The following is a 12,600-nucleotide window of genomic DNA, read 5'->3' on the forward strand; positions in this document are numbered from 1 at the left end:
TTCCATCGTATGTTCCAGCCGCTACGACATTTGCGAGATGCAATCTGGACCGCAATCCTCCATGACGTGCTAAGCACGGCGAAGGCGGCTGCTTATTCCGGAATTCTGATGCTTTTTCCAACGCTGCTGGTCTTAACCACAGCCTTGGCCTTAAGCCCGGAAACAAACACAATTCGCGGCGAGATCCGCGGAGCCTTCGAACAGATTCTGCCTCCCGACACGATGCAGTTGGCACAAGCCTATTTCCAGACGCGTCCGGTCTGGTCTGTTCAGGTTCTGCTATCGGCATCGGTACTAAGTGTGTTCGCCGCAATGGGAGTCATGCTGTCGCTAATGGAGGGTTTTCGCAGAGCCTACCATTTGCCCCGGCATTTGATGGGCTTCTGGAAACAGCGTCTTACAGCGATCTTGCTCATCCCCACCTGTCTGGTACCGATGGCCTTTGCCACGCTGCTGATCGTCTTTGGCCATCAGATCGAACAGTGGACGATCGATCGGGCAAACCACGATTTGCAATTCTATGTTCTGCTCCTCTGGAGAATCGTGCGTTGGACAATCGCTCTTGCGACCTCGGTAACAGTACTCGGAATCATTTTCCACTTCGGGACCCGGCGCGAAGAGCCATGGTGGAGAATTCTTCCCGGAGCCATTCTGGCTAGTATGATCTGGTTTGGAGCGACCCTGCTCTTCGGCCTTTACGTTACTCGTTTTGCCGATTACTCGGTCGTATACGGATCTCTGGGAGCTGGAATAGCAACGCTAGTGTGGCTTTACATTACGTTTTTCAGCATCTTGATTGGTGCAGAATTCAACGCTCAAATGTATAAAACTCGTCAAAATCCAGCACCCAGCTTACCTCAGTGACGAGCCTCACGGCTTTTCTGTGGAATTCCTGTTACTCCTCACTAGGAGAGACATTTACATATCGGTTCTCCTGTAGAATTAAGCCGAAAATCGGCAAGACAACGCGGGGAACCGCATAACAATAGTTTTGGGGGATTATGAGTGCTTTTCTGGGCGGTCCTAGCCTGACCCAACACCAAACGCAGCGCCGGGCAAAGATCGTAGCGACCCTGGGCCCTGCGTCGAACAATGAATCCGTATTCCGGGAACTCGTCCGTGCCGGACTCGATGTAGCCCGTTTGAACTTCTCACATGGCACACACCCGGAGAAGCTGGCGCTGATCGAAATGATCCGCAAAGTCAGCGAAGAAGAGGGTAAGCCAGTTTGCATTCTCGGCGACCTGCAGGGACCGAAGATCCGTACCGGTAAGTTGAAGAACCACCAGCCGGTTCTCCTTAAGGCCGGACAGCGGCTGACGATTACACCGCGCGATATTCCTGGAACGGCAACCCTGGTGTCCACCACCTTCCAGACACTTGCAGAGAACGTTGAGCAAGGCTCCCGTATCCTGCTCTCCGATGGACTGATCGAATTGCGTGTTATCGAAGTCGAAGATCAGGACGTAGTCTGCAATGTCATCAATGGTGGAATGCTGGGTGAACACAAGGGAATCAACCTTCCCGGTATCCCGGTTCGCGTTCCTTCTCTGACAGAGAAAGACGAAGTCGATCTGGAATTCGCACTGAAGAACGATGTCGATGCAATTGCCGTATCTTTCGTGCGCACTGCAGAAGACGTCAAGCTGGTTCGCAATCGCGTCGCAGCTTACGGCGGCGACACCTGGATCATTGCCAAGCTGGAAAAGCCACAGGCTATCGAGCACCTGGAAAGCATCCTGGAGCATGCCGACGGCGTGATGGTTGCCCGCGGTGACCTCGGTGTAGAAGTTCCGCCCGAGAAGGTTCCGGCGATCCAGAAGCATGTAATCCGTCGTGCCGGAGAGTATCGCAAGCCGGTTATTACGGCTACGCAGATGCTCGAGTCGATGATTGAGAATCCTCGTCCGACCCGCGCAGAAGCCAGCGACGTTGCTAACGCCGTCTATGATGGCACCGATGCTGTCATGCTTTCTGCAGAAAGCGCCGCCGGAAAGTATCCCGTCGAAGCGGTCAAGATGATGGCCAAGATTGTGACTGAGACGGAAAGCCAGATGCGCGATGGCAATTCTGAACCCCGCACACGTCACATGCGGCTCTCCATCGCAGAGACCATCTGCGAGGCCATGGCACATGCCGCCGACGATCTGGATCTGAGTGCTATCTCCGTCTTTACCGAGACCGGCACCACAGCGCGGCAGCTCTCAAAGTATCGTCCTCGTCCGCAGATTGTGGCTTTCAGCAGCGTCGATGTCACTCTGCACCGTATGGGCCTGCTTTGGGGCGTTCATCCTCTGAAATGCAACAGACTGCAGACCACCGAACAGATGGTCGATACCGCAGAGCAGTTGCTGCAGGAAACCGGCTATGCCCGCGCAAGAGAGATTGTCGGCGTCGTAGCAGGAACCCGTACCAAGTCCGGTTCGACTAACTTCCTACGCCTTCACGTGCTGGGAGATCGCTCCGAAGCTCTGCTCCGGACCACCCGCGAACCCGCTCACGAAGTGCCGGAAGAAGAAGTGGAAGCAAAGCCTGCAAAGGCTGCTGCTCCCCGGCGCAAAATTGCGACCGCCCGTCGCAAGCCGGTACGGTCACGCAAGTAAGCTGTAGTTCACTCCTGAAAAATGGCGGCTCGTTGAGCCGCCATTTTTCTTTGCTATCGAAAGCTTCAAGACATCTTTACCTGCCGCTATCACTTCGACTACTCGAGAGTTACACAGAATTGCCGCAAGACAAAAATTCCACTTGACCAGCAACAGAGCTGTGGCTGTACGATATGTTGCTATGACATATATCGGAGCAGAAATCTTCGACCGTGAATTAAAAAAGGGCAGTGCCGAGTTATTGATTCTCTCTCTCCTCGAGTTCCACGCCCGTCACGGATATGAAATAAGCAAGCTTATCGAAGAACGCTCCGGAGGCACCTTAAAGTTCAATGTAGCCTCACTCTATCCCCTGCTTTACCGGCTCGAAAGTCGCAAGCTCATTCAAGGTAAATGGGTGGAGAAGCCTGGACAGCGGCGCCGGCGTTATTACCAGCTGACCGCACACGGAAAAAACATCCTCAAAGAACAGCGTGCAACATGGCGCGAATTCGTTCAGGCAATTCAGCGAATCACGGAGGCAGAGCATGCCTGATTGGTCTCACAAGATTCGATCGTCTATCACCGAACTCAGGCTCGATCCTTCTCGTGAAGCACAACTGATAGAAGAACTCAATCAGCATTTATCGGATCGTTATGAAGAGTTGATGGCAGACGGCATGACCGCCCAAGAAGCCTACCAGCAAGCCTCACGAGAATTGGATGGCGATCAACTGGCAGCCGGACTGAGAACAACTCTGAAATCCGTCCCTCCCGAATTACCCATTGGAGCCAACCGGGGGAACTGGTTTATGAAAATTGGTGGAGATCTGAAGTATGCAACCCGCCAGCTTCGCCTGAATCCTGGATTTTCAATCGTTGTCATTCTCTGTCTGGCTCTGGGAATCGGAGCCAATACCACCATCTTCCAATTGCTCGATGCGGTTCGCTTGAGGAGCCTACCGATAAAAGATCCGCAACAATTGGCACGGATCCACATAGCACCAGGAGGCTATTTAGGCGGAAGCTTTTTCACCCGCCACCCTGAACTATCTAGTGCGATATGGGAACTAATCCGCACCCGCCAGCAGGGCTTCTCCGAAGTTGCAGCATGGAGCGAAGGCACGGTAAAGCTCGGCCCCTTTGGCGATGCAAAGCATGCTGAAACATTGATGGTCAGCGGAAATTTCTTCAATGTTCTCGGAGTCAGACCTCAGCTTGGGCGATTGATCTTACCTGGCGACGATACAAGTGCTTGTATGTCGCAGAGTGTAGTTATAAACGATAAGTTCTGGCATCGGGAGTTCGCCGGAAAATCGGATGTTGTTGGGAAGAAGATTCTGCTCGAAGGTCACCCTTTTCAGATTATTGGAGTTACGCCATCAAGCTTCTACGGTCTGGAAACCGGACTCAATTTCGATGTTGCTGTTCCTTTGTGTTCCGACAAGATTTTTAGTCCCGATCATCCTCCATCGGAGAGACTCATCACGTGGTGGCTAGCATCGGTGGGAAGACTGAAGCCAGGATGGACACTCCAGCAAGCATCAGCTCAGCTCGCCTCGATCTCTTCGGGAATCTTCTCCGCCACTGTACCTACACAGGACTATGATGCCGAGCAAAGGCAGGAATATCTCAAGCACAAGCTTGAGGCGATTCCTATTGAATCAGGTCTTTCTTATCTTAGAGAACAGTACGAAGCCCCACTCTGGATGCTGCTAGTCTTGTCCGGCTTGGTGCTACTAATTGCGTGTGCAAATCTGGCAAACCTGCTACTTGCGCGGGCAGGCGCACGACAACGAGAGATTGCCCTTCGGCTCATATTAGGAGCATCGAGAGCGCGTCTAGTCAGACAATTACTTACGGAAAGTCTTTTGCTTGCCATCCTTGGAACTGTAATAGGCGCACTCATCGCACAAGCTTTCAGCCGCGTTCTGGTGGCATTCCTCAGCACGCAGCAGACCTCCGTATTTCTTGAATTGACTCCAGATTGGAGGACCTTCAGCTTTGCCGCTGGAATCGCAGCGCTAACCTGCGTGATATTCGGTTTGGCTCCGGCAATTCAGGCTTCTCGCACCGATCCTGGCAACACTATCAAAATTGGCGGCAGGACAACTGGCGGAGGGAAGACACAGTTTTTCGTGCGCCGAGTACTTGTTGTTTCTCAAGTGGCCTTATCAATTGTGTTATTGACCGGAGCACTGCTATTCGTTCGCACCTTTCACAACTTACTGACGATGAATACCGGGTTTCAGTCAGATCACGTCCTGATCCCCTCTATAGATTTCTCAGCGCTTAATTTACCTGCTTCTAGTCGCCTGGCATACAAACAGCAACTGCTATCCCGGATGCGAGCGCTTCCTGGCGTAGCCTCCGCAGCAGAAGCCTCCATTACGCCACTGAGCAATACCGGTTGGAGCGACTTGATTAACATTCCAGGCACCGGAATCCAGAGGGGAGAAGCCAATTTCAACCAAGTAAGCGAAGGATACTTTCAAACATTGCGAATCCCCTTACTATCTGGCCGGGATTTTCAAGAAAGCGATACACTCAGTTCTCAACCGGTCGCCATCGTAAATAGAGCCTTTGCGCAAAAGTTTCTAGGTGCAGTGAATCCAGGCGGTAGAACCTTTGAGGTTCCTGAACGCCCGCAGAGACCAGCCCGGCGATATCGAATCATTGGCCTTGTCGAAAACACGAAACATTACGATCTCAGAGAACAGCCTGAGCCATTAGCTTATCTTGCAATGCAGCAGGACAAAGATTCGGGTCCGTCCGCAAAATTCGTACTACGTGCAGACATTCCGATGGAGCCTCTTGCCGCTTCTGTTAAGCAATTGATCTCAGAGATGAGTCCGTCCATAGAACTGAATCTTGACGTATTCAAAACTCAAATTCGTGAAGGCACGATTCGCGAGCAGTTGATGGCTACCCTGTCCGGTTTCTTCGGAATACTGGCAGCAATTCTGGCAACGGTGGGCATCTACGGAGTAATTTCCTATTTCGTAGTTCGAAGACGAAACGAGATCGGAATTCGCATCGCGCTTGGAGCGGAAAAAATCACCATCTTCAGGATGGTTTTTCGGGAAGCGGGCATTCTCGTTGCGGTTGGAATCGTCATTGGAGTTGGACTATCGCTAGCGTTAGGGAAAACGATCGACGCGTTCCTCTATGGCCTTAGACCTAACGACCCTGCAACCTTGCTCATCTGCGTTTCCAGTTTGACAGGAGTAGCATTGCTGGCGACTCTGCTTCCCGCACAAAAAGCTGCAAAACTGGATCCGATGACGACCTTAAAGGAGGAATAGCCGAAGGCTCCCGGGGTAATAGGATTCGGTAACAGCAGGACTCAGTAACATTGGCCATTTCACCCGGAAATGGCCACACTTCACGGTCTCTTGGCTGCCTAATCTCGAGCCTAAAATACTCTAAGACAACGTTTTTCAGTAAGCTACGCCATCTATCCACCGCGACGGTCCCGAGGTTGAGACGTTATAATTCAGGCTTCGCGGAAGGACTCTCATGTTGGTTGATTCGGCGGCAAGCAGCGACTCGAAGCTAAGTGCGGACGAAAGGGCTGCAATCCTTGAGCAATTGGAGCGTCTGCTCGCAAATCCTCACTTCAAACATAGCCGGCGTTTTCCTTCTTTTCTGCGCTTCATCATCGAGCAGACACTGTCAGGCCAAACAGATCTCCTGAAAGAGCGGACTTTAGGTATCGAAATCTTTGGGAGGGATCCGGACTACGACACAGCCTCCGATCCGATTGTTCGCGTAACCGCAGCCGAGATCCGCAAACGTATTGCCCAGTACTACCAGGAACCGGGGCATGAGCAGGAGCTGCGAATCTCGCTCCCTCTCGGAACCTATATTCCACAGTTCCAATGGCCGCAAAAGCGGCAGGACAACACAGCTATACCGTTACCGGCCTCTTCGCAGGAGAGATTGGCGCAATCGGAGCAGCCTGTATCGCCCGAAGCAACGGATCAGACGCGCAAATACCATTCCTGGCTATGGATAATGGGGATCGCCGCTGCTGCAATCTTGGGCGCGGCATTAGCTCTTCTTTGGAAGTCCATCCCTGCCGCTACTCCTTTCGACGCTTTCTGGTCTCCGGTCATCAGTTCCAACGATCCCGTACTCCTATGCGTCGCGGATCAGAGTCAGTACTCCGCCATCGTGCTTCGCGATGCCAGCGATCCCAGTCGCCAGATTCTGTTGAAAGATAATTTGACGGCAGTCGTCATAGACGACCTCAATCCCGTAGTCCACATCGCAGGCACACTTCAAAGTAGAGGGAAAAAGTACATTCTGAAGGGGCAAGGCACCACCACCCTCATGGACTTGAGAAATGGGCCAACCATTTTCATAGGAGCCTTTGACAATGCCTGGACCCTCCGCCTGACAAATCAGCTCAGATATCACTTCGCTAACAATCCGCCGGCCATGACAGAGTTTGGAATTGTTGACGGAAGCGCTCCGACGAAGGTCCGCTGGATCATTGAACGCGCTCAGCAGCTGGCGACAAACAATTATCGGGACTATGCCCTCGTTGCCCGCTTTACCGATCCCACGACAGGCAAGCTGGCAGTAATTGCCGCAGGAGTTGGCCGCGGCGGAACTATTGCTGCGGGTGAGTTCCTGACCGATCCGGCAAATCTTGCTCAGCTTCAACGTATTCTCCAAAGCTCCGGTGGTAAAAGAAATTTCGAGGTAGTTTTGAGCACAGAAGTAATCGGCGGCGAATCTGGAACGCCGAAGGTTGAGGCAACCTACTTCTGGTAGCAACACGTTATGGATGTACTAAGTTCCCTTGTATCTTGCGAAATGCTTCCGTTTCCTCCTGGGCTTGTTTCAACTTGCCTTGTTTGCGATAGATACTAGCCAAGCCAAAGTGCGCTTGGGCTGCCAGCATTGAATTCCGCTCAATCGCTATGGTGCGAGACCAAGCCTTCTCTGCAGTTGCTGGCTCGCCAATTGCGGAGGCCGCTTTCCCCAATGCATACAGAGTCTCCGACATATTAGGACGGAGTCGATCGGCGCGTTGAAGTTCCTTGAAAGCTTCAGCCGTCTTGCCCTCATGCAAAAGTGCATCTCCCAACCGGAACGCTGCTTCACCATTCCCCGGCTGTAACTCCGCTTCTGCACGAAATTGTTCTTCGGCCTTTCCCCACTGCGCACCTTCTGCATAAATCTGGCCTAGCTCCAGATGAATCTCCGGAATATCTGGGCGCAGTGCCAGTGCTTGCTGGTACTCCTTTTCGGCGTCCTCCATTCGCCGCATCGAAAAATAATTTTGACCGCGGACTTGATAAGCACGGTCGCTATTCGGATAAGCGGACAACAACATATCCACGGATTGCTGCGAAAGCATTTGCGCTGCTTGACTGAGGTAATAGAGCAGGTCCGGATCGTGGGGCCTCCTCGCCAGTGCAGCTTGCAAGTTTGAAATTGCCTCCGAAGGCTTTCCAGCCTGAAGCTGTGCAATGCCCAAGGCACCAATCTCATGAACCTTATCGAGATAAGGAATGGCTTCAGAGGCATACCCCTGGGATAGCAAGGCAAACCCCAACAGCTGATGAGCTACGGGAAGATCAGGTTCAAGCTCAAGTGCATGCTTGATCGGCGGGACTGCATCTCCGTATTGATGATTTTCCAACAACGCATTGCCCAGACGAACGAAGCCTACAGGAGCCGAGGGATCTGACTCGGTTACGTGCCGAAACTCTTCGATAGCGGTTGAATACCGACGCTGGCTTTCTGCCTGCGTTCCTGCATTTAGATGTTGCATACCATCCGAAGAGAGCGCGATATTCGCCGCACTCACTTGTGCGAACAACAGCCAGGCAAAGACCATGTGAATCATGGCGTTTCACGCTCCTGTATCTCCCGGAATTGATTACCGGGAACATTCGTCATTGTTTGGCGGATACCGGAAGGCCAACGAATCTCGATCCTGGCTGAAGATGCTGAACCGAGACCGAAGTGCAGCCTCTTATCATGAGAAGAGAGATAGCCTCCGGAGGCAGTTGCGAAACGGATCTGCCCATTCACCTCGACACGGGCGCCGAATCCGTCGCAGTTGCTACGAGTACCTCGTAATGTAATTGTCAGCCAATGCTGATTCCCATTTGCGTTATTCATTATTACTTGAGGATGAGCTGAAAGGACCGACATCACTACATCAGGAAAGCCATCGTTGTTGAGATCGCCAAAGGCAGCACCACGGCCTGCAACCGGCGTCTCGCTTCCCACCCTGCCCCTCTCAAAATGTCCTTTCCGGTTTAGAGCCAGGAGAGGCGGATCCAGATAATGTAAGGACGAATCGAAGATCTCAACATTATCGATAACGTGACCCTGCGCAATAAATACATCCTTCCAGCCGTCATTATCGAAATCTTCCAGTCCCAGGCTCCAGCCGGAAGTCAGTCCGGACAAAAGGCCAAAACCGCTCTCCAAGCTCTGATCGCCGAACACTCCAGAACCGTCATTATGGAAGACCGTATATAGCTGGTGCGGCAACTCCGTCACAATGAGGTCTGGCAAACCATCATTGTCATAATCCTGAAAGACAGCGCCCATACCCGACATCATCTTTCCGTCAGAGGTAAGCGCCGCTCCGGCTTCCAGCCCTCGTTCAGTAAAGGTTCCATTGCCGTTGTTATGGAACAGATACTGTTCTACGACATCATTAGTCACGAAAACATCGGTAAAGCCATCTCCGTCGTAGTCTGCGAAGGCTACACCCAGTCCGTGGCCTTTCTTCGCACCGATACCGGAAGAAACGCTAACATCCTCAAATGTTCCATCTCCACGGTTGTGGTAGAGGATGTTGCTGATTCCGGGAAACTCTCCCGGAGGACAATAACGCGGTGGCTCGGGACCACAGAACTTACTGTGCTTCATATCCCAATCGAGATATCTGGTCACAAAGAGATCGAGCTTGCCATCATTGTCGTAATCGAAAAAGCCTGCCGAAACGGACCAACCTCCGCCTGTCACTCCAGCTTTGGCTGTTACATTTGTAAAGCTTCCGTCTCTATTGTTGTGGTAGAGAACGTTCCGGCCATAACTGGTGACAAAGATATCGGAGTAGCCATCGTTGTCGTAATCTCCGACAGCCACACCCATTCCGTAATTTCCATCGCCTGCGTCTTCCAGGCCACTCTCTTTCGTAACGTCTGTAAAGCTACCGTCCTTGTTTTGCCGGTACAGACGATTCCAATACTTTGGATCATGCCGATAGAAATTGTCCGGTTGCGGGAAGGGCTCAATAATACGTCCCCCATTCACCAGAAAGATATCGAGTAATCCATCGTTGTTGTAATCGAGTAAAGCCACACCACCCGGCATCGTCTCGATCAGATGTTTTCGAGGCGTTGGAGAATTTTGGAGGACGAAGTCCAAACCACGTGGCGATACCAAATGGAATACGGGAGCAGTATCTGCTGCCCCCAGAGTTATGAAAGCACAAGTGAAGACGCAGCTTATCCGGAGGAACCTGGCAACTTTCGATAGCGTAACCAATCTGGACAATTTCATATGGAATGCGTCCACTTCTTAGTCCAAAGTCACAGACTATGGTTGACTGTGAAATTCCAAATCGTTCCCCAAGCCATCGTCAGCAAGCGTGAAAGAGGCAGCCTGACGGGATAAATCTACGTTCCCAGACATGACCCCAGATTTCGTTCGCACTTCAACACTCTTTCCCGACCATCCATAAACTTCCACGTTCAGATCCTTCCACCAGGGACGGAAACTACCTTCGTGCGATCCAACATGCACCTTCACAACACCGGACTGTACGGAGCAGGAAAAACTCATACGCAGAAACGCTCCTTGCTTGTAGGCCATCGTCTGGCCGTCGTCCTGATACAAAGACCCGGTGCAATCTTTGCCTGGATACACACGCAAAGTAAGAGCACCTTGCGGTATCTCCCCGGTACTCTGAACCAAGGGTTGAACAGGAATTATCGAGCCTTCGCGAACATATACCGGCAGGGATTCCAGACTTGGACTTACCGTCGCCTGAGAGACTTCAGCACCGATTGCAGAACCTCCTCCATCGGCAACCGGAGCAGGAATCTGCTGCCCATGAATACGCATACCGCTCCAGTAATCGAACCAGCTTCCCGGTGGCAACAACACGCTGTAGCTATCGGGCCTCTCTGGATAGAGTGCGGGGGCTATCAGCAGATGCTTTCCAAACATGTACTCGCTCCCCGCATCGAGATCGAGAGGATGCCCATCCTGATTAGCATTGGGAAACTCCAAGAACAGTGGCCGCATGACCGGAACCCCTGTTCTCGACATCTCTTCTGCCGTTGTGTAGAGATAAGGCAACAAACGATAGCGTTCTTCGATATAGCGACGCCGTATCTCTTCCTGCGCAGGACCATGGACCCAGGGTTCCTGAAATGCCGATCCCTTCTCGGTATGGTTGCGATCAATCGTCTGAAAGGTGCCCAATTCAACCCATTTCGTCAAAAGCTCAGGCGTCGCTGACCCCACAAAGCCGCCCACATCGGCACCAGCAAGGCCAAAGCCACTAAGCCCGAGATTGAGAAGCATCGGAGTCGTCAGACGAAGGTGATTCCACGTACTGCTGTTGTCTCCAGTCCAGGTTGCTGCGAAACGTTGGCCACCTGCATAAGTCGCACGCGTTAGTACAAAAGGACGCATGTTTGGAGACAACTTGAGCAAACCTTCGAAGGTGGCTCTGGTATTCTCCATCCCATACACGTTGTGTATCTCTGCATGACTGGCAAGACGGGACCGGAAGCCCTGCTCCTCAATACGATGTTGCACACTTTCGGGAATGGTAAAGCTGAGTGTATTGAAGACGGACGGTTCGTTCATATCATTCCAAAAACCGGCAACACCCTCCGCAACAAAGCCTTTGTATAAGTTGCCCCACCATTCGCGAGTGCTTTCTTGTGTGAAATCGGGGAATACAGAAGGTCCCGGCCAGACCTTACCCACAAAGGTCGTCCCATCCGGATTTTTGACAAACCTGTCCTCTTTAGCACCGGTGTCATACGGCGCATACCCTTCATTCGGAGCCTTCGCAATGTGAAGATCAGTGATCGTGACAACGTGAAAATGGTCTTTCGCCAGATCTCTCAACATCTCGGAGAAGTGCGGAAACTTAGTGTTATCGACAGTGAAAGGCCGGTTTTTCTCTTGAAAGTCGATATCGAGATAAAGCGCATCTGCGGGAATCTTTTCCGCTCGCAGCTTTGTGGCTACTTCTCGCAGTTGCGCTTCTGTCTCGTAGCTATAGCGAGATTGTTGATAACCCAGCGTCCATAGAGGAGGTAGCGGCGCTTTTCCGGTGAGCCAGGCGTATCTCTCCAAGACCTGCTTTGGTTCCGGTCCGTTGATCACGTAATAATCAATCGGGCCACCCTCTGCGCCAAAAGAATAGATACCAGCCTTTTCTTTTCCAAAATCGAAACTGCTACGCCAAGTATTGTCGAAGAGAACTCCCGTTGCACGCCCGGCACGAAACGCAAAGAGAAAGGGGATGCTTTTGTACAACGGATCTGTCGACTCCTGAAAACGATAGGCATCTGTATTCCAGTTAGTAAACGTCTGATTCCTCCGGTCAAGAGGTCCCATCTTATCGCCTAACCCGAAGTAGTGCTCGTCTTGGGGCATCTGTTTATAGATCCGAAAGCTTTGGCCGTGAAATTCGATTGGCCACCCGGCAGCATCGTCTTGAATAACTCTGCCGTTTATATCTGAAATAGTTAGACGAAGGCTCTTGCGATCGATTCCAAGCCGTAGTGATTTGGTATGGAAGCCGATAGCAACAGAGTCCACGTCGGGAGTTACAAGAACAGTATTAGTTCTAGATTCAGGCAATACCGCCCAGGAAGCATCCTCCGGCAAGCTGCCTTCCGCCCCGATACGAATACGAATTATGTCGTCCGTGAGAGCTACGGCTCGAAGGACCGCTTTGCCTGCACGCACTTCTATTCCGCCTTGAACGGCTTTCGATTCCGTGACACCACTAAGT

8 protein-coding genes are annotated in these 12,600 nt (G+C 52.0%); 5 read left to right on the forward strand and 3 right to left on the reverse strand.

Annotated features, from left to right (window positions below; all coding sequences use genetic code 11):
- Positions 1 to 9: 9 nt before the first annotated feature.
- From AC6I7T_RS14265 to AC6I7T_RS14285, 5 genes are all read left to right on the forward strand, one after another.
- The gene (locus AC6I7T_RS14265; protein ID WP_497794147.1) at positions 10 to 864 is read left to right on the forward strand and encodes a YihY/virulence factor BrkB family protein; all 855 of its coding nucleotides are present in this window, start codon (positions 10 to 12) and stop codon (positions 862 to 864) included.
- 137 nt (positions 865 to 1,001) lie between these two features.
- Positions 1,002 to 2,603 (forward strand): pyruvate kinase, encoded by a 1,602-nt coding sequence (gene pyk, locus AC6I7T_RS14270; protein ID WP_497794148.1) that lies wholly within the window; start codon positions 1,002 to 1,004, stop codon positions 2,601 to 2,603.
- A 160-nt stretch (positions 2,604 to 2,763) separates the two neighbouring features.
- Positions 2,764 to 3,138, forward strand: coding sequence for a PadR family transcriptional regulator (locus AC6I7T_RS14275; RefSeq protein ID WP_497794149.1), 375 nt, complete (start codon positions 2,764 to 2,766; stop codon positions 3,136 to 3,138).
- Positions 3,131 to 5,887, forward strand: a complete 2,757-nt coding sequence (locus AC6I7T_RS14280; RefSeq protein WP_497794150.1) for an ABC transporter permease — start codon at positions 3,131 to 3,133, stop codon at positions 5,885 to 5,887. Before AC6I7T_RS14275 ends, AC6I7T_RS14280 begins: the two co-directional genes overlap by 8 nt.
- Before the next feature lie 214 nt (positions 5,888 to 6,101).
- Positions 6,102 to 7,364 carry a hypothetical protein gene (locus tag AC6I7T_RS14285; RefSeq protein ID WP_497794151.1) on the forward strand — a complete coding sequence of 421 codons (1,263 nt, stop codon included), beginning with the start codon at positions 6,102 to 6,104 and terminating at the stop codon, positions 7,362 to 7,364.
- Positions 7,365 to 7,371: 7 nt separating this feature from the next.
- Here AC6I7T_RS14285 and AC6I7T_RS14290 read toward each other — a convergent pair whose 3' ends face one another.
- Genes AC6I7T_RS14290 through AC6I7T_RS14300 form a run of 3 tightly spaced genes read right to left on the reverse strand, consistent with a single transcriptional unit; the run spans position 7,372 to position 12,554 of the window.
- Entirely contained in the window at positions 7,372 to 8,445 is a 1,074-nt protein-coding gene (locus tag AC6I7T_RS14290) for a tetratricopeptide repeat protein (RefSeq protein WP_497794152.1), read from the reverse strand.
- Positions 8,442 to 10,121, reverse strand: coding sequence for a CRTAC1 family protein (locus tag AC6I7T_RS14295; protein ID WP_497794153.1), 1,680 nt, complete (start codon positions 10,119 to 10,121; stop codon positions 8,442 to 8,444). The genes AC6I7T_RS14290 and AC6I7T_RS14295 overlap by 4 nt, the downstream gene beginning before the upstream one ends.
- 36 nt (positions 10,122 to 10,157) lie before the next feature.
- Positions 10,158 to 12,554, reverse strand: a complete 2,397-nt coding sequence (locus AC6I7T_RS14300) for a glycoside hydrolase family 31 protein (RefSeq protein ID WP_497794154.1) — start codon at positions 12,552 to 12,554, stop codon at positions 10,158 to 10,160.
- Positions 12,555 to 12,600 lie beyond the last annotated feature (46 nt).

It is taken from the genome of Humiphilus diazotrophicus (genome assembly GCF_059726315.1).

Bases quoted from the DNA above. Each gene is read 5' to 3' on its own strand.
- AC6I7T_RS14280 (WP_497794150.1), top strand. From the start codon at position 3,131: ATGCCTGATTGGTCTCACAAGATTCGATCGTCTATCACCGAACTCAGG.
- AC6I7T_RS14265 (WP_497794147.1), top strand. From the start codon at position 10: ATGTTCCAGCCGCTACGACATTTGCGAGATGCAATCTGGACCGCAATC.
- pyk (WP_497794148.1), top strand. From the start codon at position 1,002: ATGAGTGCTTTTCTGGGCGGTCCTAGCCTGACCCAACACCAAACGCAG.
- AC6I7T_RS14290 (WP_497794152.1), bottom strand. From the start codon at position 8,445: ATGATTCACATGGTCTTTGCCTGGCTGTTGTTCGCACAAGTGAGTGCG.
- AC6I7T_RS14295 (WP_497794153.1), bottom strand. From the start codon at position 10,121: ATGAAATTGTCCAGATTGGTTACGCTATCGAAAGTTGCCAGGTTCCTC.
- AC6I7T_RS14285 (WP_497794151.1), top strand. From the start codon at position 6,102: ATGTTGGTTGATTCGGCGGCAAGCAGCGACTCGAAGCTAAGTGCGGAC.